This window comes from Paenibacillus sp. FSL F4-0122 (assembly GCF_038002845.1).
Lineage (GTDB): Bacteria > Bacillota > Bacilli > Paenibacillales > Paenibacillaceae > Paenibacillus_AQ > Paenibacillus_AQ odorifer.
Genome location: NZ_JBBODI010000001.1, coordinates 4124174 through 4146316, shown reverse-complemented (window position 1 = coordinate 4146316; position 22143 = coordinate 4124174). Strand labels below are relative to the sequence as shown.

At 45.4% G+C, this 22143-nt stretch carries 15 protein-coding genes and 2 pseudogenes; 5 read left to right on the top strand and 12 right to left on the bottom strand.

Annotation, left to right across the window (positions count from 1 at the left end; all coding sequences use genetic code 11):
- Window positions 1–108: 108 nt before the first annotated feature.
- The 7 genes from cydC to MHH49_RS17860 form a co-directional block, all read right to left on the bottom strand.
- Window positions 109–1830, bottom strand: a complete 1722-nt coding sequence (gene cydC, locus MHH49_RS17890; RefSeq protein ID WP_341138318.1) for a thiol reductant ABC exporter subunit CydC — start codon at window positions 1828–1830, stop codon at window positions 109–111.
- Entirely contained in the window at window positions 1823–3580 is a 1758-nt protein-coding gene (gene cydD, locus MHH49_RS17885; RefSeq protein ID WP_341138317.1) for a thiol reductant ABC exporter subunit CydD, read from the bottom strand. Before cydD ends, cydC begins: the two co-directional genes overlap by 8 nt.
- Window positions 3581–3595: 15 nt before the next feature.
- On the bottom strand, window positions 3596–4612 hold the full coding sequence (locus tag MHH49_RS17880) for a cytochrome d ubiquinol oxidase subunit II (protein ID WP_094901529.1): 1017 nt from the start codon (window positions 4610–4612) through the stop codon (window positions 3596–3598).
- On the bottom strand, window positions 4609–5961 hold the full coding sequence (locus MHH49_RS17875) for a cytochrome ubiquinol oxidase subunit I (protein WP_094901527.1): 1353 nt from the start codon (window positions 5959–5961) through the stop codon (window positions 4609–4611). The genes MHH49_RS17880 and MHH49_RS17875 overlap by 4 nt, the downstream gene beginning before the upstream one ends.
- Window positions 5962–6233: 272 nt before the next feature.
- Complete coding sequence (locus MHH49_RS17870; protein ID WP_341138316.1) at window positions 6234–6890, bottom strand: response regulator transcription factor; 657 nt, start codon at window positions 6888–6890, stop codon at window positions 6234–6236.
- A complete protein-coding gene (locus MHH49_RS17865) occupies window positions 6887–7729 on the bottom strand; it encodes a sensor histidine kinase (RefSeq protein ID WP_341138315.1) in 843 nt (280 codons plus the stop codon). The genes MHH49_RS17870 and MHH49_RS17865 overlap by 4 nt, the downstream gene beginning before the upstream one ends.
- Before the next feature lie 28 nt (window positions 7730–7757).
- A complete protein-coding gene (locus MHH49_RS17860; RefSeq protein ID WP_341138314.1) occupies window positions 7758–8486 on the bottom strand; it encodes a response regulator transcription factor in 729 nt (242 codons plus the stop codon).
- An 837-nt stretch (window positions 8487–9323) separates the two neighbouring features.
- Here MHH49_RS17860 and MHH49_RS17855 point away from each other — a divergent pair.
- The 3 genes and pseudogenes from MHH49_RS17855 to MHH49_RS31215 form a co-directional block, all read left to right on the top strand.
- A pseudogene (locus MHH49_RS17855) lies at window positions 9324–9527 on the top strand (CoA-disulfide reductase); the annotation flags it as partial.
- A gap of 255 nt (window positions 9528–9782) precedes the next feature.
- Window positions 9783–10043 (top strand): annotated as a pseudogene (locus MHH49_RS31220) (DsrE/DsrF/DrsH-like family protein); the annotation flags it as partial.
- A gap of 22 nt (window positions 10044–10065) precedes the next feature.
- Window positions 10066–10485 carry an IS5 family transposase gene (locus MHH49_RS31215; RefSeq protein ID WP_094901519.1) on the top strand — a complete coding sequence of 140 codons (420 nt, stop codon included), beginning with the start codon at window positions 10066–10068 and terminating at the stop codon, window positions 10483–10485.
- 26 nt (window positions 10486–10511) lie between these two features.
- Here the strand turns inward: MHH49_RS31215 and MHH49_RS17845 are convergent, their stop codons facing one another.
- From MHH49_RS17845 to MHH49_RS17835, 3 genes are all read right to left on the bottom strand, one after another.
- Complete coding sequence (locus tag MHH49_RS17845; protein ID WP_341138313.1) at window positions 10512–11294, bottom strand: MBL fold metallo-hydrolase; 783 nt, start codon at window positions 11292–11294, stop codon at window positions 10512–10514.
- Window positions 11295–11496: 202 nt separating this feature from the next.
- Window positions 11497–14010, bottom strand: coding sequence for an excinuclease ABC subunit UvrA (locus tag MHH49_RS17840; RefSeq protein ID WP_094901515.1), 2514 nt, complete (start codon window positions 14008–14010; stop codon window positions 11497–11499).
- A 71-nt stretch (window positions 14011–14081) separates the two neighbouring features.
- Window positions 14082–14495, bottom strand: coding sequence for an Lrp/AsnC family transcriptional regulator (locus MHH49_RS17835; protein WP_076222824.1), 414 nt, complete (start codon window positions 14493–14495; stop codon window positions 14082–14084).
- Between the two features lie 146 nt (window positions 14496–14641).
- Here MHH49_RS17835 and MHH49_RS17830 point away from each other — a divergent pair, with 146 nt between their 5' ends.
- Complete coding sequence (locus MHH49_RS17830; RefSeq protein WP_094901513.1) at window positions 14642–15013, top strand: VOC family protein; 372 nt, start codon at window positions 14642–14644, stop codon at window positions 15011–15013.
- A 588-nt stretch (window positions 15014–15601) separates the two neighbouring features.
- Window positions 15602–16261: an SPL family radical SAM protein gene (locus MHH49_RS17825; RefSeq protein ID WP_341138312.1), complete on the top strand. Its 660-nt coding sequence runs from the start codon at window positions 15602–15604 to the stop codon at window positions 16259–16261.
- Between the two features lie 499 nt (window positions 16262–16760).
- Here the strand turns inward: MHH49_RS17825 and MHH49_RS17820 are convergent, their stop codons facing one another.
- Together MHH49_RS17820 and MHH49_RS17815 are read right to left on the bottom strand one after the other, a co-directional pair.
- A complete protein-coding gene (locus MHH49_RS17820; RefSeq protein ID WP_341138311.1) occupies window positions 16761–19997 on the bottom strand; it encodes a glycoside hydrolase family 2 protein in 3237 nt (1078 codons plus the stop codon).
- A 19-nt stretch (window positions 19998–20016) separates the two neighbouring features.
- Window positions 20017–22137, bottom strand: coding sequence for a glycosyl hydrolase 115 family protein (locus tag MHH49_RS17815; protein WP_341138310.1), 2121 nt, complete (start codon window positions 22135–22137; stop codon window positions 20017–20019).
- Between the last annotated feature and the right edge of the window lie 6 nt (window positions 22138–22143).

Sequence of the window (22143 nt, the reverse complement as noted above, 5' to 3'; positions counted from 1 at the left end):
TCATTGCCTATAGCTCAATGTAGCTATACACGAAAATATTTGTGTCTTATTTGTGATTTATGTCATACCCAAACGCCGATGATCAGAAATTTTATTTGCTACAGCATGTCATGTTCCCTCTATCATTTGTAGCTCAATTTGTTTCATTTCATAGAAATAGCCCTTTTGCTTCATTAAATCTGAATAACTGCCTGCTTCAATAACTTGTCCACGGTCCATGACCAAGATCTGGTCCATCGCCTCCAGACCGGTCAGCCGGTGGCTGATCAGAATAAGCGTATCGTCTGTCGCCTGGTCCAGCAAGTGCCTGAGCACCCGCTGCTCGGTAATGTAATCCAGCGAAGAGGTTGGTTCGTCCAGAAGCCATAACCTTCCTGTCCTTAGCATCACACGGGCCAGGGCCAGGCGTTGCTTTTCCCCCTCCGACAGGTTCTTTCCTTTCTCATAAACCATGTCATCCAGGAGCTTGTCCGGCAACTGCACTTTATTCAGCATCTCCGATAACGCTTCATCGGAATGAGCTTCCTCTTTCAGCAGCAGATTATCACGCAGGGTACCCCGGAAGAAATGGCTGTGCTGGAGTACCACATTGGCAGCTTGCCATAGGCCTGCTTCATCCAGCTCTTGAATCGAAGTTGTATTGAACCGGATCTGTCCTTCCGCCGGTGCACGCAGCTTAAGCAGCAGTTCGAGAATGGTTGTTTTGCCTGAACCGCTCGGCCCGACAATGGCAGTCTTAGATCCTGACGGAATATGGAGGGACACATCCTTGAGTGCCGGACGCCATTCATCTTCATATTGAAAAGATACACCGCTCAGCTCAATGGACACGGCCTGATCGGCAGGAAGTTTGCCGATTGGCTGCTCTGCCAGTAGATCAGCTGCCCTAACGGTTTCCTCAAGCCGTTTGGCGGCATGCTCACTATCCTGCTTATATGCTGGCAGTGTCGCCATTGCCGCAGCTTCCTCAAACACAGTCTGAGATGTCATGACCAGCATCGCAAGGAACACCCCGGCAAGCGAACCCTCCACAATCAGCAAGGCGCCAAGGGTCAGCACGCTCCAGGATATCAGAAAAGTTACAAATACATGCAGCGATTGCCCGCGCAGCAAATGCCGTGCTGCTGCCTGCTGTTCAGCCGTCAATGCCGCAGAGGCAGACTCCAACTGCTCTCCGCGTTGCTCCAATTGCCCGTATACTTTTAAATCGCGGAAACCGTAAAGTAATTCCGTCACCTCCGTGGAAAGCGCCGAGCGTTGCTCCCGAACACGTCCCTGGTTCTTCCTCTGTCCCAGCATTACCATGGCCGGAACCACAAATGCCGCTGCCAGCATCCCCAGTATAAACAAACAGGCGATCCAGATGGAGAAGGCAGAAGTGAACAGAACCGTGGCCAAAAATACCATAACGACAATGACCGGAGGATAGGCGACTCGCAGAAAATAGTGCTGCAAGCTTTCTATATCGCCTACGATACGTGAGAGGAGATCTCCGCTCCGCTTTTGGTTTAGTACTCCCGGAGTCAAAGGAACCAGCTTGGCAAAAAAAGCTGTCCGCAGACGGCTGAGCATCGAAAACGTCGCCCGATGGGTATACAAGCGTTCAGCATATCGCGCGGCCGCCCGCACCAGACCAAGTATTTTGACGAGAGACGTCAGCACAATCAAGGTATATAGCGGAGGGGCAAATACTGTCTGGGAGATCAGATATCCGCTGGTTGCAAAGAGGCATACCCCCGCTATTCCCGCAATGAATCCCCCAAGGATGGCCATAACAATATCTTTCCGTTCCTGTAACATGGCCTTGGTCAAAATAGCCAGCTCATTCATGCTGCTCCCCCTTTCCCGCCTTCACCATTTCAGCATACTGGGGCAACCGCTCAAGAAGCTCATCATGGCTTCCGCAGTCCAGTATTTCTCCCTTGTCCATAAACAATATGCGGTCGGCTTGGCGGATCGTATACAGGCGGTGAGCCACGGTAATCACCGTGGCTTGACCGGCAAGTTCAGCTATAGACCGCTGCAATACGCGTTCGGTATGCAGATCCAATCCCACCGTGGGCTCATCAAATAGAATCACCGCCGGATGCTTCAGGAAGGCACGTGCCAGAGCAAGCCTTTGCTTCTCGCCGCCTGACAATCCCCGGCCTCCTTCACCTACCAGGGTATCGTAGCCCTGTTCCAGCTCAGCCACCACAGAAGCAAGTCCCGCGGCTTCCGCCGCCTGAACGACTTCGGCCCTGGAGACGTTCCTGCCAGCGCCCAGCGCAATATTATCAGCCAACGTACCGGCAAAAATATACGGGTGCTGAGTAATATAACTGACGTGTTCAAACCAAGAAGTCTCCTCTATTTGCGTCAGCAGGCGTCCGTTCACCAGTACTTCTCCCGCCGTCGGCTTAAGCAGTCCTGCAATGAGATGCAGCAGCGTGGTTTTGCCGGACCCGCTTTTGCCGGCAATGGCGATTTGCTCACCCGGCTGTATGGATATTGAATCCACTGACAGCCCGAACATACCCGGGGCATATTGAAACCGGATATCCCTCAGCTCAATAGTAGGGGGCATCCGGTGCAAGTCACCTTCGTATGCTACCAGTTGATCCCCTGCCGCGCTCTCTTCTTTTGCTTCTGCAAGCATCTCTTCCACTTTACGAAGGGCTCCCATGCTGGTGCGGCCGCTGTGAAAAGCAGTTCCCGTGTTTTTCAGCAGATTGAAGAACTCAGGCACCAGCAGCAGGATCAGAAACGCGGTATGAAAGGAAAGAGATTTAAAGACAAGAAGCTGAAGCGCCAGCTCAAGCGCAATAATCCCAATACCCAGCATAACGATCGACTCCAGCATGAAGGTATTGGTAAAGGCAATCCGCAGAATACCCATTGTCGCATCCCGGTACCCCAAACTGCTGCGTTCGATCTCCTGCTGCTGGCGGCGGGCAAGGCCGAACAGCTTCAACGAGACCAGCCCCTGAAGAGAGTCGAGGAAGGTCCCGGAGAACCCGGCGAGCTGTGCGAATTTCTCCTCTGCCTTGTTCTTGGTCTGCAGCCCTACAAGAATCATGAATACCGGAATAAAGGGTGCGGTACACAGCAGGATCCATCCGGAATTGCTGTGCTGGGTAAAGATTACGATTAATATCAGCACGGGTATGACCGCAGCTTCCATCATTCTTGGCATGTACTGGCTGAAATAACTGTCCGCCTCATCCACCGCATCCAGTGCTACACTTACCTTACCGCCCGTTTGCCCGCGAAGTGACGAGGGTACAGAAGCTTGAGTCATCTTCCGCAGCACTCTGGCCCTCATCGTTGCCATAGCATCAGCAGCCATGTGCAAGCCAATTAACCCGTTGCCATAAGATAGCAGCGTACGCGCAGCCATGACAGCAAGTAACAGGCCAAGGATAACCGCCGCCGATGACACAGATACCCGTTCTACAAAAATCTTATTAACGGCTTCCGCGAGCAGCACGGCCTGGCATGTTATGGCTACACCGAGTGCAAGCGAGAAGCCTGCTAATAGTGCACGACGTTTCCTTTGTGTAGACATATACTCTGAGATCAGTCCGGTTCTCCTCTTCATGATAACTCCCCTCCTTTATTTTTTGCCTTTTACATACTCCGCATCAAACAGGAATAATCTGAAGACCAGAATGAGCGACGGGACCAGCAGACACAGACCGCCGATAAAGGCTACCACCAGCGCAATCCCCATGGATTCGTTCGTGGCTCCACTTTGAATGGTGATATAGGGGTCCAGGATATAAGGATACTGCCCTATGCCGTACGCAAAAAAGGCACAGAGAAACTGAAGCATGACAAAGATAAAGGCCAATCCGTAGCGGCGGCCGTAGTACAGCAGCCATGTAGCAATCATGAAAAAGGCAACGGATGAGCCCAGCAGCCACCACAAATCCATCATGTTTTGAAAATGACGCTCATTGTGCTGGGAAAGAAAAACAAATGCCGTAAATGCAGCAATGATCGTGGGTATGCTCCAAAACAGGGCGTAGGTTCGCATCAGCTTGAGCGCGGGCTGATCCTCCGCCTTCGAAGCGTAGTAGGCCAAGAACGAGCTGCTGATGAACAGCACCGACACGATGGCGAGGGCTACAATGCTCCATGACAACGGACTGGTCAAAAGCGTCCAATAGGCTAAGGTGACCGTTCCGCTATTCTCTATAATAAAACCGCCCTCAGACAGCGTCAGTGCCACCGATAAAGAAGCCGGAATCAGTAAACCTGTGGCCCCGTATAAAAACAGATAGATAATGTTCTGCTTCGAGCCATAGTTCTGAAAAGCATAGAAGGAGCCGCGTATAGCCAGCAGAATCACGGCGATGCTTCCGGGAACAAGCAGCGCCGAGCCATAATAGTATGCCGTGTCGGGGAAAAATCCGATGATGCCCACAAAGAAGAAAACAAAGAATACATTAGTAATCTCCCAGACTGGCGACAGGTAGCGGGAGATCAGCCGGTTAATCAGGTGATCCTGTTTCGTCAAGCGGGCATATAAGGCAAAGAATCCGGCCCCGAAATCAATAGACGCGACAATTAAATAGCCGTACAAAAAAATCCAAAGCACTGAAATACCGGCCAGCTCATAGCTGATCATAGTTGCTCACCTTTTTCTATAGATGCTTGTGCCAGCTTGTTCAGCTCGGCCTCTGGAGGATTATTGTGGAACAACCGTCTAAGTACGATGACACACATCGTCCCCATTACAACATACAGAAGGAGGAAGAGGAAAAAGAGAATCCTCACATTCGGCGATGTTGTGGCTGCTTCCTCTACACGCATATATCCACGGACAATCCAAGGCTGCCTGCCAAGCTCTGCATAGAACCAGCCGAATTCAATGCCCAGGAAGGCCAGAAATGTGCTAAAGACAATGGATCTGAGCAGCCACTTGTTAAGCTCATTTCGTCTCTTCCAGAACAGGAAGAGGAAATACAGCAGTCCAATCCCCAAGATAACCATTCCGCTCAGGACCATAAAATCAAACAAATAGTGGACAATAAGCGGCGGGCGTTCGTCAAGCGGGAACTCTTCAAGACCCGTGACCTCAGCGTTAAAGTCTCCAAACGCCAGGAAGCTTAGCGCTTTCGGAAGGTGAATTCCCCCCAGAATCTCGTTCTCTGCATTAAGCCAGCCCAGCAGAACCAAGTCTGCGCTGCGTTCGGTTTCGAAGTGCCATTCCGCTGCCGCCAGCTTCTCCGGCTGATGCTCCGCCAGAAACTTGGCTGACATGTCTCCGGCCAGGCTTGTCAGCAGACTGAACGCCACAACAACGGTCATCATCAGCTTCAAGGCTTTCTTGGAGTAGGCCGAGACTCCCCTTCTCAGGATAGTGCAAGCCGCAATTCCCGCAAGCAAAGCAGCGCCCGTCAAGTAGGCAGAAGTTAAGACATGAAATACCTTTGAAGGTGTTGCCGTATTAAGCATTACCTCCAGCGGATTCACTGCCGTGAATTGTCCGGCTTCCATTACAAAGCCTCCAGGCTGATTCATGAATCCGTTCACTGTTGTGATGAATACTGCGGACATGCCTGCCCCGGCGACAATGGGAATCGTCAGCAGTAAGTGAATATACGGGTTGCGAAACCGCCCCCAGGTGTACAAATAAATCCCTAGGAAAATGGCTTCAAAAAAGAAGGCGAAAACCTCCATAAATAAGGGAAGGGCGATTACGTTCCCGCCGATCTGCATGAACTTCGGCCAGACAAGCGCAAGCTGCAAGGCAATCGCTGTTCCGGTCACTACGCCAACAGCTACTGAAATAATAAATCCGCGTGACCATCTTTTGGCCATCAGAGTGTAATGCTGGTCTTTCTTTCGTATCCCGACGAATTCGGCAATAGCTATCATCAATGGGACACCGACACCAATCGTAGAAAAAATGGTGTGAAATGCTAACGTCATTCCTGTTAACCATTTACTCCACATCACTGTATCAATCATCACGAATACATCCCCCCTCAATCTTGCGAATGAAGCCCAGCAAATTTTAGAAGCGCTTTGCTATTCCTTCCACTTTGCTGTGCTTTAATTCACAAGTATAATGAGTTTAGGGAAACTCCGTATGGCCCAAACGAGGGGGGCAATGTGTCTAACTTTCTTCTATAGTGCGTCTTTTTTGTGAAAACGCGCTGTTATATGAATGAATCGTGACATATGTCACTTCATAATTTTTTATACCTATCGAAGTTTCTGTTAAAACCAATAAAAAGGACTTACTACAAACGATTGTAATCGTCCGAAATAAGCCCTCTTTCCAGCGCATATCTTGTAAGCTGAACGCGATTCTGTACCTGCAGCTTTTGCAGAATATTCTTAAGGTGGTTCTTCACCGTATATTCCGAAATTCCATAATTCTCAGCAATTTCTTTGTTCGTCCAACCCGTGGCTACCCCATTCAAAATATCCTGCTCTCTGGCCGTTAAGTTTACCTGCGGCTCCTTGACAGCAGATAAGGATACATCCTTCAAAATTTGATACGCGACCTCCCGGCTTAAAGGCGCTTCTTCATGGACTATAGAGTGCAAATATTCAATCCAGGTTGAAGGTGCAAGATTCTTCAAGAGATACCCTTGGGCACCCCGCTTTAAAGCTTCCAGCAAATGAATCAGGTCATCTGACACTGTTATCATTACAATTTTCACATAGGGGAACATCAGTTTGATTTTCTGTGTAGCCTCAAGCCCGTTCATTCCGGGCATCTGGATATCCATCAGGATCAAATCCGGCAGCCACTCTGCAGTGAATTCTATGGCTTCCTGCCCATTAGTCACCACTCCAACTACTTCAAAGCTCGGGTCAAGGGACAAAATATCACAGATAGCCTCCCTTGCATGTATGTGATCATCGACAACCAGTACACGCGTGTGCCTCATTTGCCCTCACCCTCTTTCATTAATTCTACTGCAGTGTACAAATGATCCCGACGAAATTCCATTTTCCAATTCATCTCCTCCGCCCTTTCCTTCATGATATTCAATCCGAAACGGTCCTTAAACATAAATGGGTTGTCTACAAATCCCCGTCCATCATCTTTAATCGTAACCTTGAACCGGTGCGGGTCTCCTTCTCCCACAATCCAACCGTGTGTAGCCCCTGAATGCTTCTCTATATTGACGACAGCCTCCCGAACACAGGCAAGCAGTTCAACTTTTTCTTTCGGGGACAACATACTGTCCGGTATCGACCAATTCACACTAAATTGCACAGGAGTGTCCATTACCATCTTTTTCAACTTAGACTCCATAGATTCATGAGATAAAATTGTTTTATCTTCCATAGGCTCATATTTTAAATCAGCTATGGCCTGGCGCACATAACGATTCACCTCGTGGACTGTTTTACGGATCTGTTGCACGTTCTGGAGGTGCCGATCATTATCCACTACATGTTCTTCCAGACGGTCTACTTTGACGGAGAGCAGAAATAACGATTGTGCAATTCCGTCATGTAGTTTCTTGGCCAGCTGTTCTCTGGCTTCAAGCACGGTTGTTGCGTTACGTTCCACCTCAAGCTCCTTCTGAATGTGATCCAGCATACGAAACATCTTATTAAGCAGGGTCATACTTACCAGATAAACTATCAACGGTGTGAGCCAGTTTCCTAATTCCATAGAAATATAAGGTAATAAAAATTGATGCCTGATATATTCCCATACCCCGACCGTAAACGTTGGAATTAAAAGAATCATCCATTTAATCTGTTTATAGGTCATTTGCATATTCCCCTCCTCAATGATATGTTCACATCGATTTAAAGCTCAGCATGTATCCATAACCCCATACGGTTTGAATGAGTCCGTTTCGTTCAGTGAATGCACTCGACAGCTTATGTCTTACCCGTTTAATGTGAGTATCTACTGTACGATGATCCGCGAATCTCTTATGATCTCCACCCCATACCTTTAACAGTAAATTCTCTCTGGAAAAGACCTCACCCTCATGCTTGACCAGAAAATAGAAAAGCTCATATTCCTTTAGAGTGAAATGAATTTCTTTCCCTTTCACGGTGACTCTTCTTGCTCTGGGATTAATAGTAATGGAGGATATCGTTATCTCTTCATGCGACTGAGCTCCCTGGGGCACCACAACTCCTGTAACCCGCCCAATCATTGCCTTGGCTCGTCCAACAACCTCCCTAGGACTGAACGGCCTGTCAATAAAATCATCTGCACCGGCCATAAATCCCTGTATCCGTTCGTTCTCATCCGCTCTGCCTATAAACATGATTAGCGGGGCGGTTCCTATCAGCTTGAAATGCCTGCATAGCTCTTCCCCACTGGTATCGGATAACTGCCAGTTTAATATAACCATAATATAGCGAGTTCTCAGCGCTTTATATAACGCCTCTGCTCCCTGCTCGGCTTCCTCGATATTATATTTCTCAAGTTCAAAATAAACACGCAGCAACTTACGGACTTGCCTGTCGCCATCCACGATGAGTATATTATTGTTTGAATTTACATTCTCCATTTGCGGTACTCCTCCTTCCTAGCCTTCTTTATATCTAAAATTAAGCATACGTGTTTTTTAAATACTCAACATGACTCAATGGAGCTATGAATATAATGATCCCAAATCAAAATATATCTAATCTATGAACAAACTCGAGTTCGTTAACGTAATTAAGCTGTTTGTTTGGCACTCTTTCTTGGTAAGGATGCCCGACTAATGTCTTGTCATATAGTCCGTCTACGAAGCCTGCTAATGCTGCTTTGCATGAAGGCAACAAAAAGTAATTCTTTGAACTATAGCAGCGGCTCTCATTAAGAGAGTCCCGATCCATTTTGTAGCTCTCTGCCATCCATGCGCCAGTTCCAATCGCTTTGATGAATTCACACGTGATATCCTCGGTGGGTACCACAGCAGAGGAGCATATTAGCCTTGCTGCTTGGTGACCTCAAAGAGGACTTCATTTATAAGTTCTATAAGCGGGATACGACGAATAGGAGTGACCTCTCTTAGATAAGAAAGGTCACTCCTATTCTTGATAAATATAAGCTCTTTGATTAATTATGAGACACAGTTTCTCTCTTTGCTGAGTTCATATACGATACTGATCTGAACAATCTCCACGCAGAACGATCAAGTATCATACATTATTTAATCTTCTCTGCAATATACTTGTGTCTCTCATCAATTTTCTTGTCCTAGATTCTCACACAATATAAAGATCTTTAATTTTATAGAATTTATCAAAAAGGCTGTAACTCTATAGCATGTTGAATCCGGCTGTTATCCAGAATCAAGGTAATTTTATGTCAGAGTGAAACAATTAATTCAAGTTTTCTTCGGGAAAGATGATCTATCATGAGTAAAAAGGTTCTAATTATCGAAGGGGGTGGTGGAGGAGCTTCAGTCGCCGCACGCCTGCGCCGTTTGGATGAGGAAGCACACATTGTGATGTTTGAGCGCGATGAACACATTTCTTTTGCCAACTTCGGGTTACCCTACTATATCGGCGATTTAATTAAAGACCGCTCCAAACTGATTGTGCAGACACTAGAAGCCATATACATCCATCATATTATCCAGGTGCTACCTCTTTTACCATTAAGCTGCTTTTTGACACTACAGGTACTGTACTGGGCGCCCACGCTGTAGAATCTGACGGAGCGGTTAAGAGAATTGATGATATAGCAACCGTTATTCACTTCCGTAGAACAGAAGCTTTTTTAAGAAAAGGAACCCCTGATACTAATCGTCCCGCTGCAACGGAAACGACACCTTCTCGCCTGGATTGCAGCTCTATGGTTGTGTTCAGTGGGCATGTTTGGGGCCATGATGCCTCGTGGCAGTCAAAATTTGACTATATTAAAGATGAACATGCTGGGTCTTGGCACCAAAATGATCCGAATTGTCATGAAAGATAAAAATATTTCGTCTTTGGAAGAATTAATTCAATCTGCGATTCAACAGGGTGGTGAAGTGGTTGCTTGTTCAATGTCAATGGATGTGATGGGAATAACTGAAGAAGAACTTATAGCCGGCGTGAAAATTAGTGATGTTGGCTACTATCTCGGTCAGGCAGATCAATCAAGTACCTTGACCGATTTTAATTCAGCACATCGGCGTCAGTCGTGGCGGAAAGACAACCAAACTTCACACCGTCGTCAATGGATTAGGAAATCCCATCGCTTTTCTTCTGACGGGTGGTCAAGTCTACATTTCTGTTCCAGCGATCGATTTACTTCAGCAGCTTGATATTACAGAAAGTCATATTCTTGACGACAAAGCCTATAGCTCCGAAGCGATTCGGAATTGGATTACAGCTAAGCATTCATCCTACACCATCCCGCCTAAAGCGAATAGTCTAAACCCATGGAACGTCGATTGGTATCGGTATAAAGAACACCACTTAGTGGAGTGCTTTTTCAATAAAATCAAACACTTTCGCCGTGTGGCTACTCGTTACGACAAGTTGGCTAAGTCATTCTTGGCGTTTGTATACGTAGCTGCCATTTTAAATTGACTCAATGAAGAGTTTTCAGACACGACCTAGTACTCTAATTTCTCCCCATCTTCCGGAACTGATAACTTTGCGTCAAACCCGTGCTCTCTTGCAAAGTCTTTTAACTCTTTACGTGTTAGATAAGCATGATTAACTGCCTCCATATGGGTTGCAAACAATTCAGCTTCTGGAAGAGTTTGATGTACTTTTAACACACCTTCTGCCCCCATAATTAACGGCCCACCAATTTCAAATTGATTGTTACCTGCGTTAATAATTACAACATCCGGCTGATATTTTTGCAGATTTTTCTCCACTTCGTCATACCAAACGGTATCACCTAATAAATATACAGTCTTCTCACTTTCATGCTTAAAGACAACACCGCAAACAGGACCTGATATTGCTAGCATCTCGTCAACACTTGCGTGTTTTCCATTGGTATGAGTTAAAGAAACTCCCTCAAAATGTGTCTTATCACCTATTACATAAACATTCTTAAACCCTTGCTCACGAAGTGTAGTTGCATCATCTTCATTTTGCGAAAATAAAGGAATTTGTTTATCTATTTGTTCACTTGCCGCAGGATCCCAGTGATCTAAGTGCAAATGCGTTACAATCAATGCATCCACGCCTTCTAGAATTTCATTAACTGACATTGGCAATTCAGTTAGAGGATTACTCTCCAAATTTCCAGACATAGGCATCGGTGCATGTGGTGGTGCAAATGGAGGAATTCCACCTTTTTTAGAGAGCATAGGATCTACTAAAAAGATTTTTTTACCATACTTTATTTTTAACGTTGCATTCCTGATTTGTGTAATATACATCGAAAATCCTCCTTTAAATTTATCAAGTTATTTGAGCTCTGTAACTTCCCGATTTGAATCAAAGTACCACTTGCTCATTCTTAATAACCTAATCGGTTTATATTATAATTTTATCGTGTAATAAAAAATCATTACATTATTAAAAAAGGAAAACAGCCAAATTACTTTACTTTCTAAAGAAAGTAGGATCGATATAATAGATTCATATAAGATAATTCTTTAAATATTTTCCAGTAACACTAGATGTTGTTCTGCAAATTTGTTCTACAGAACCATTTGCCATTAATTGACCTCCATAGCGTCCCCCGTTTGGCCCCATATCAACAATGTAGTCAGCATTTGCGATCACATCTAAGTCATGCTCAATTACAATTACTGTTGCTTTACTTTGCACCAATTTATCTAATACACCCACTAATGTAGCAACATCTCGAGGATGCAATCCAATACTTGGTTCATCAAAGATAAATAAGTAGTTTGCTTGTTTTTTCTCTAAATAGTAAGTCAGCTTTAATCGTTGTGCTTCTCCACCAGAAAGTGCTGGCGTGCTTTCGCCTAGATGTAGATAACCAAGACCTAATTCATTTAAAACTTTCAATGTTTTAGAGATACTGGATTGATTTTCAAAGAAAGATTGTGCTTCTGCAACCGTCAATTCCAGTACTTCCGCAATATTTTTTCCTTGCAAAGTAACATCTAATATCTCATCTCTATATCGTTTGCCATGACATTGTGGACAGACTTCAACAATATCTGGCAAGTACTGAATATCTAGATTTACACTTCCTGTACCCTCACAATAAGTACAGGCTCCTGAATTGTTATTATAGGAAAAATCAGTTGCCTTGAATCCATGTGTCTGATCCGCTTCCGTTTCAAAAAGTTTACGCAGCTTGTCCATAATTTTTGAGTAAGTGGCTACTGTAGAACGAATATTTTTGCCAATCGGATTTGAGTCGATTTCTACGACTTGCTTGATCTTTCCTTCGCCTACTAACGTAACATGGTCGGGAAGTTTTCCCTTTGCCAATCTGGCTTTCATAGCGGGGACGAGACTATCTAATACTAATGTGGTCTTCCCTGATCCTGAAATCCCTGTCACAACATTGAGACCATTCAACACAAACTCCGCACCAACCTCATGAATGTTGTTTTTACCTTGAACTGTAACTATCATCTTATCCAGCTGATTAGCATCTTGAATGTTACGAACAACAAGCTCTGCTGATTTATTTAAATAAGCAGCAATAACTGACTGATCATTAGTAGATAGTTCACCTGGAGTTCCTGCACCGATAACTTCTCCACCATTTTCACCAGATAAAGGCCCTATTTCAATCAAATAGTCCGCTGCCTCTAAGATGGCCACATCATGATCAACGACGAGAACCGAATTACCTTGTCTAATAATCTGCCGAATAATCTGTATTAAAGCTTGCACATTTTCTGGATGGAGACCAACACTTGGTTCATCCAAAACATATAGAATCCCTGTCATTTGATTGCGAATTGTACGAGCTAGTTGAATTCTCTGCAATTCTCCTGTTGAGAGGCCGTTCCCTGCTCTATCTAAAGTTAAATAATCCAGACCTAGCGCGACAATTGGTTCTATTAGTTCTTTCAACTCTTTTGAAAGTTGTGCAGCCATATTTTTCATTTCGGCAGGTACCCAGTAAACTAATTTATCTGAAAACTCTTCTAGCTGTAATAAATCATAATGGCTGACTTCTGCAATGTTTTTGCCCATAATAAGCGTCGAAAATAGTTCGGGATTATAGCGAGTTCCATGACATCTGGAACAACACCCTACATCATAAAACCGATTTAATCGCTCGATTGTATTTTCATTTTTGGCAGTATTAAAGCTGTTTTCTACTGCTACAAAAGCGTTTTCGTACTTAGCATTAAGTTCGAAAGATTTCCCAGTTGAAGTTGGAACCACAATGACTCGTTTTACTTCTGGTCCATGAAGTACAATTTCTTTCTCTTTATCCGTTAGTTCTTTAAAGGGAAGATTTAAGCGAACACCTTGCTGTTCCGCTAGTAAATGCATATGCGTTCTGCCCGGTAAACGCCAGGATGCCACGGCACCTTCTTTAATAGTTAAATCAGGATTTGGAATAATCTTTTTTAACTGGATTTCTCTTGCTTCTCCCGTCCCTTGACAAGTTGAACAAGCTCCATCTGAATTGAATGCAAAGCTTTCCGCACCATAGACCATGAAAGGGACTTCGCACGTAGGGCAGTTAATAATCCCCATTCTTTCATCTGTCCCCATGAAATCCATGACTTCTGCTACTCGCAGTGTCGGCTCTAGACGGTGCCCATTTGGACAAACATGAGAACCTAAGCGTGAAAAAATCAACCGTAAAATGTTCAAGGTTTCGGTCAGCGTTCCCACTGTTGAGCGAATGCCGGGTGTGTCTGGTCGTTGGCGTAAAGCAATCGTTGAAGGGAGATTCTTAATTGCTTTCACATCTGAACGTCCCACCTGCTTAATACGACGCCGTGTGTACGTGGCCAAGGCATTTAAGTATCGTCTTGTTCCTTCAGCATAGATGGTGTCCATCGCCAAAGATGATTTGCCTGAGCCTGATACTCCAGTAATCGCAACTAAACGATTCAAAGGAATATCAATATTAATATTTTTCAAGTTATTCGCATTGGCTCCCTGTACATTGATATGCGTTGGAATATAGTTGATTTCATCCTCCATTGTTATAACCTCTTATCCGCTTTTTTATTGTCAATTATAGTCTATCACATCTAATTCGTTGTCAAATCGGTTTAAATTAGCTCAGAGATAATGTGTAGGACTTTGTAATTCGCATATTCGTTTAATAGTTCCAAAAAGTTATTCAGCTCTTCATTAGAAGGAAATCCACCTTGGATCATATAATTCATTTGTCCAGAAATTCTATAATGGTGGAGAATAAATTGTTGTTTGGATTGAATAAACTCTAAATATCTTTTATGACTAAGATGCGTCATTTCAGTCTCGATAAACACCTGATGAGTATACCCAAGCTTAGACGGATCAACTTCAATTGTATATTTTTTTATAACGTTTTTATCCTCCAGTTGTTTAATTCTTGCAGAAACCGATGGTGGTGTCATATGAATCAATTGGGCTAACTTATTTTCGCGAATTCTGGAATTTTTTTTTAGCTGTTTTAATATTTCAATATCGGTATTGTCCATTAAGTTATACACTCCTTATTATTTAAAAGAAAAGATGGGATATACCTAATTTTTAAAATTACTATATACAAATTTACGAGTAAAGTATACATATACCATGTTAGCAGATGGTAAACTATATTTTTTTAAATAAAGGAGATTATGATATGGACAAACCACAATTTAATCGCGTTGCCTGGTTCGAAATTGGAGCAAACCAACCCGAAGAGGCAAAAGATTTTTACAGCGAAATGTTTGGTTGGAAGTTTAAAGCAAACAATGATCTGCCTGGTGTGAATTATGATGCAGTGCTTCAAGGAGATGGGGAAATGCCAACAGGCGGTATTCTGCACACTGCAAACAAGCTTGAAGAATACTCAACATTTTATGTGATAGTAGAAGATGTTGCGGCAATGATTGAAAAAGCCAAGACAAAGGGTGGGAAAGTTATCTGGGGACCGGTTACGGATGCGTCCAATGTTACATTTGCACGATTAAGTGACAATACTGGACACCAATTTGGCATTTTCTCGATGTAACTGAATAGTCGTTCAAGAATTTTGATTTATATAATCTGGAACTCCTGCTCCTCTGAAGTGAATAAGCCAGTGGACGTTTACCGCGAGTAAAAATCCGCTGGCTTTCAGTGTTTTTTCGTATAAAAAAGATTATCTTTTTTAAAATTAAGTCTTATTTGTTTTTTTAGTCACATCTTCTTGCAGGGCTTAGTAAGAACAATTCATCCTCAAACTTGATTTTTTCACTTTCCACCTACTTTTTGAGCAGAGCAAACGTAAGGCATTCTAAGATAATATGCTTGGGCTTCTTCATCAGCCTTAGTATGCGTTTAAGTATCCTCGTGAACAGACTCACATCGTTAAACTGGTCTTCGGAAGGACCTTTAAAATATATAAATGCGTGAGTGGGTAAAAATTATTAGCAATAGATCTATCGATCTATTATTACCTTCTTCCTTACTTGATATACAGAAGGACTATTTCACTCTGTTGTCAGTAGTGTTTTATTATAATAAACATATGAGCGAGAATAATGGATATAGTGATGTTTTACACATCATTCTTGAAGGAAGGTTGATACAGACTAAGTAGACAAAGGGAGAATGCAAGATGCAGCCTGAGGAAATATTTATTTTGTCCAAAAATATTCTGAGCCCTGCAAAAGGGCAAATCGATGTAGGATTTACACATTCCTTAAATCCTTACAGTGGATGCGCATTTTCTTGCCTATTTTGTTATGTCCGTGAAATGCCTATTCAAAAGTATAGAGAGCTTTCTTGGGGCTCATGGATTGATATAAAAACAAATGCGGCAGAGAATTATAGAAAAGAGGTGAGACGCTTACGCAGCAAGGGTGCTATAGTCAATATTTTCATGTCTACGGTGACTGACCCTTATCAGCCAATTGAAAGAAAGATAAACCTAACGAGAAGCCTGCTTGAAGAAATGATCGAAAGTCCACCTGATTTGCTTCAAATCCAAACCAGAAGTCCACTTATCACAAGAGATTTGGATTTGTTAGTTGTGCTTAAGGAAGCATGCAAGTTGCTAGTATCTATGATAATCGAAACCGATCGTGAAGATGTTAAACAAATATTTGCTCCATATGCTCCAGGGATAAGGGTTCGTCTTAAAACACTAAAAACTTTAAAAGAAAGTGGAATTACGACTCAAGCTTCGGTTTCTCCTGTGCTACCTTTTACTCCTGAATTTCCTGAATTGTTAATAGGGATTGTGGATACTGTCTGGATAGATCCCTTGAATACTTAAATAAAACGGTATGGCGACCTTCATTCAGGCTTACGGACTTTGTTCAATCAAAACAATCTTTCAAAATGGTATGAAAATGATATCCATCTCAAGGCGAAGAAATATTTCGAGAAATTCTTTTCGAAAGAGATGATCCATGTATCCAAAAACGAGGGATTTCCAGATTGGATATAACAATGAATGACTGAGAAGAATAGAAACGAACTAGGTCGTGTCTGAAAACTATTCATTGAGTCAGTTTAAAATGGAAGCTATGTATACAAACGCCAAAAATGACTTGGTCTGGTCAAAGTACTAGTCTTAATCTGTTTATTTAATCTTGCTTGCTTAAATTCATGTGTTAAAAATTCAAAAGCCGGAAGCACAACTTCCGGCACAAAATATCCTCGATTAAGATCAAAACAACCGCAAACAAGTGACTTCAACTCTGCTCACATAAAGATGCGAAATGTCTTCTTCATTGGTAAAATATGAATGGATCTTCTTCATAAGCCCAGCATTATCGCCCAAGCTTGGTGTAAATACAGCGTTTATATCCGGACGAGACGATAATTGGAGGTTTGGTATAGTCTCCCCAGGAGAGCTCCGGATAATTGAACTCGCTGTTGATCAGAAACCGGGTATCTCCGATCTCATTTCCATCCATCACAAGAAAATGATCAATATTCACGTAGCTGTTGTTTGAGCCAGCTGCCTTTTCGCCTGTCACCTCAATGCGAAGGGTGTGCTTGCCCATAGGCAAGTCCTGAATGGAGTATACCAATTGACGGTAATATTTTGTGTAGCCGCGGGCGTTTTTACCGGCGCGACTAACCCCTAAATCAATATGGGGGTCTTTGAGCTCGCCATCAATATACACACTGGCTATGCCGCAAATCCGGTCCAGACTGGAAATCCAGGCAATTCCGGTTCCCGTAAACGTATATTCGCATCTATCCCCCGCTGTTTTGGACCACATCTCGGTTCCTCCCAGACTGCGGTGTCGGGTGTCCTGCCTGAACCATGTGCCTTTGTATACGATAGCTGAATGCTGGTCTGATATGATATGCTCCGGCTTGAAGCCCACCTCCATCCGTACAGAATCACTCCCGTCAGAAAGCGCGGTAAATGCCGCGCTGTCATTCCCGATAGTGGAATAGACAATAGATGGCTTCATGCTTGCAAAATCGCGGGTGCCCCGGCGGCCTATATCATATTTGCCGAAAAGAGCTGTGTCTTTCTCATCCATCCGCCAGTCCCAGCCAGGAGGACTGGCGATGTGGTTCAACCCTTCTGGATTGAACTTGGCCGTAGTCCCCTCCAGACGGGCCAGGTGCGAGTCTGGATAAACATTCCACAAGCCCATTTTCCTCCAGCTCAAGGTATTCAAATCCCCAGATACAGTAAACGAGACTCCAATCTCGTCATACCCGCCGGAATGGGACGTAATACCGCTGCCAATAGCAATTTCCCGGGGACTTGCATAAGGCATATCCTTAACTTCATAGACGGTTTCCATAAGTCCGGATGCATCCACAGATATTACAAAGCATACCTGTACTTCTCCATAAGATCCATTCAATGTAATCCTGGCATTGCCTTCAGCCGGACAGACATCCATAGATTCTAGCTTCCACGGGCGAAGTTCCAATCCAGTCAAGGTCAGGAATGGTCCTCCGGTGAGCAACAGCGTATTCCCATGGTATCCTTCGGTGATTAATCCGGTCTCAACCGAAAATGACAAAGAGAAGTTCAGTCCGCTAATCCGCACAAACTTCTCTCTCCATTCAATGGTGGGTTCTCCCCCACTTAGACAGGGCAACTGGACCGGCTGCGCTTCCAGCAAATACATGGCTTCGTCCACCTGATATCCGAAAGGATCGGTAAAGGTCAGTTCCAGCTTCGCCCCCGGCCGGAAAGGGGATGGGATAACCAGCAAGCCTTCGCCCCGGGGGGAGATGGCCGGTCCTTGGATTTCTCCATACTCTCCTTCCAGTTTCCAGCCGATGCGAATTTCACTTAGACAGGTATGATTGAACCGGTTCTGAACCGTTTGGACGATATGCCCGTTCTGACTCTCAGGTTCACCTAACAGAACAATCGGAGAATATCCTTTGCGGGTATGCCAATATTCCGGTTTTGTTCGCCGCCAGCCGTCAATAATTCCCCAGGGAAAAGTGAATGAATTCTCGTCCTTCACCCAAATATCATCAATCCCTGCCCAAATTGCACACCCCAAAGCCCCGTCTGTCTTCCACAGTCTGTCCCAAAACCGGTAAATGGTCTCCCCCCAGAAATCGCGGGCTCCCGGGTCCCGCTGAAGCTCTCTTCGGTTATAGCAAGGAATATGAGTCGATTCATCGTGAAGCACTGGCCAGGCGCCTGGCTCACGGTGACTCCGGCGGAAGCAATCCGTTAAATCGGCAAGATCTCTGTCCCATTTATCATAATGCACACTCCAGATATCCACCTGAAGGTCATCTTCCATTTGCGTAAGGGGATAACTGAAGATAGTTAAGCGCCCTGGGTCTTCCTTGTGGGCATACGCGTTCATCAGTGCCAGATTGTCTCCCCAATAACTCTCGTTGGCCAGTGACCAGATGATTACACTGGGGTGAGAGCGGTCCCGTTCAATCATTTCCGCAAACTGTCCCATAAAACAAGAGGTAAACTCTGGGTCACTCTGGCTATACCAAGTGCCATAGCCCAGGAAAGACACCGCAATTTCATCTTCTACATACATGCCATATTGATCGCACAAATCTAAAAAATAGGGACTGGGCGGATAATGGCTTGTACGGATAAAGTTAATATTGGCTTCCTTAAACAGACGCACATCTTCCTCCATCAGCACTCGGGGAAGTGCTCTGCCCGTTACAGGATGAATGTCGTGACGATTGATGCCTCGAAGCTTAAGCAGTTGCCCGTTAACAAACACTTCGTTTCCTCTGCGTTCAATCTGACGGAAACCTATTTTCTTGACAACGACTTCAACGCAACCCTCTTCTGTGATTACCAAAGCCGTAAGGGTATACAGATAAGGATGCTCACTGTCCCATTTCAGTGGATCTGTGATGGGATAAGAGCCGGACAAGTCAATTCCAGCGTTCCCGGCAAGAGGCGGAAGCGGCAGTTCCTCGCCGTCTGGAGAAGTCAGCATTAGCTCCACTGTACCGTTTCCTCCTGCAATCATAGTTGAGACGGTAAGAGTTGCATCTGAATAGTTTCCGTCAAACACAGTCTCGACGTGTAGGCGGGCAAGATAGGTCTGAGGCACGGTGTAGAGGGTCACTTCACGGATCAGCCCTCCCCGATGAAAAGGATTCACCTCAGATGACTTATCGGTAATCCCTACCACCAGCCGGTGTGCCTGTCCGGGAACGATGTAATCGGTAATATCACAATCCCAGGTGACAAAACCTCCATAATGATCGCGAACAAAACTGCCGTTGATGAACACACGCGCATAACAGTTAGCTCCGTCAAAACGCAGAAAAACTCTGTTCTGCTCCCATTCCGCAGGAATGTATAGCTCGCGTGCATATGCGTACTCCTCTTCACCCGCATCAATTTGCAGTGGAACAGTGGTATTTGACCAACCGGAAAGGTCTGTGGCAGGATCAAAAAAGTCTTTCGCAGGGGATAAGTTTAATTTCCAGTCTCCCCCGCAAAGGCTTACCAGGGAATTTCCCGTGTTACTTACCCGATGCGGCAGAGGGTTGAGGCAGGGCCGGGGCCAATTGATTTCGTTATTCATGCTGCTCGCTCCTTGACATTTAAATTGAACATTCAGCCGATGCTTCATTCATTTCCTTCTCCCCAAAATGATCCTTCAAACGCAAGCCCAGATCATCATCTGACAGCGGCTCACGGTGCGTATTCTCGAGATAAATATACTTCTCCGTTTCCGGCATCAGATAAGCTTTATACCACAGGAAGAAATCCGGGCTGTCGCCGTGCATGCGGAGATAACGCCTTAGAGTATCCACATTGTAGATTGTGTTCTCCATATTAGTCAGCCAGTCCGCCCGGTAGAAATGCTTCCACGTGCCGTGCTCGGACTGGCGCAGAACATCAAGCCCTTTCTGGTAAGACCACAGCGATTCCGAAGCATGGACAAAAGCCTGCGGATACTGTTCCTTGCGGTAGGCATTGTAAGAACAGCACAGCCAGTAAAAGCCCTCACAGCCTGACAGATGAATGGCTCCGTGAAAGCGCAAATGATCCTGCGCTCTTTGTTTGTCTTCCGGACCAAGCTTGCTGATGGTTTCATCACAGTGGTCAAGCCATGTTCTCCAGGTCTTGACCCCGGATGCGAGTTTCTCCCCGAACCTGCTTACCTGCTCTGAGAATGGCACTTCCCCCACCGCCCATTCCAATTGCGATAGCGGCTGATCGCCTTTTCCAGTCAGCCAGTGTCCGATGATTTTGCGTGCCGGGTGATGATAATATTCATCGCCAGCCAGGTCGTCGTTATGTGTACCGTACACAATGGCCACATCAGCATAACTACGATACAGTGCTGCCAAATCCTCATGGTGATCTGAATAATAATAGGCAACGAATTGCCGCAAATGTCCATTAACATTGATGCTTCCAGCGCTCCATAGTTCCCGAATAATATCTAGCGTATAAACATGCGGCCTGATGTTTCCGCAATTCAGCAGCACATACTCGTCTGCACCGGACTCGAACGCTGCTTCCACCTCTTGTTTCAGGAAGGCAGCAGGACCCGGATACATTGTAAGATGGTTGGAAGCCTGCAGATCATGAAACGTCACGTGATAATAAATCCCGTGTGGCCCCAGGTCATGCGCTTCCGGGAGAGAAGACACACGCTGATTCAGATTACCGTGCCTGCGCGAGACCATTTTGCCATATCCGTTATCCGCCCATACCTTGATGACATCATCAGGAAGTTTAATATATCCGCCTTTATACAGTTCGGCAATTTCTCCGTACAAAGCTACGCTGCACACCGGATTCTGGACGGCGTTTCTGATCATATCATATTGTTTCCGGATCACCTGCGCGATCATTGCGCCGCGTTTCTCGGCCGTGTCGAAGTAGGGGTCCAGTTCCCAGAAAGGCTGATCTCCTTGTCCTCTGAAGGAAAGTACCCAGACGACCTTCTTATCTTTTTGCTGCTCAATCGCCTCTGCCCATAACGCTTCGAACAACTCCGGATGCTTCAGGTAGCTGGCCTGTTTCCCGGGATAAGCCCGCAGGAACATTTCCGCGCCGAGCGGCTCGGCATGATGATGCGTTAACCACAAGCCCATCTCAGCTGCAACCTCGTAGTGAACGCCTCCCCGCGGCAGATCCGTACCCGGAATGACCATATTGCCTCCGCAGCGCAGCAGCGCTTCGAATACCGGCTCCCACACCCCACGCCCAGGCGGATAAGACTCCTTCCAGCCGATCAGACAGACCTCATCGTTGACGAACCAGCCGCGGAAGCGTACCTTGGGAGTCGGTGAATGATAAGCTTCGCAAGGAATCTCAATCTCTTCCCGCCGGGCAATCGGCTGATCTGCCCAGAACCAGAAGGGCTCGATGCCCAAGAACCTGCGGCTGAATTCCAGGATGCCATAGACAAGCCCAAGGTCATCATAACCGGCAATGCTCATCCGCCCCTTGCTATCCTCCGGGTGAAAATAAAACGCATAGGATTCCTGACGCTGTACTCCCTCATCCAGAGCTGTGGCATAGCGAATCTGAAGGTCCGACCGTTCCTTGGTCCCTGTGACGAGTAGAGGGCTGTCGCCCAATACTGCTTCCACATCCCGGACCAGCATGCGAAGCGCGTGCCGGACCGGCGCAGAAGGCTCCCCGGGAATCTGAATCCGCAGTTGTCCCTTTAACCGCAGTACATCTGCAGAACCGTTCATCTTCATGTTCCT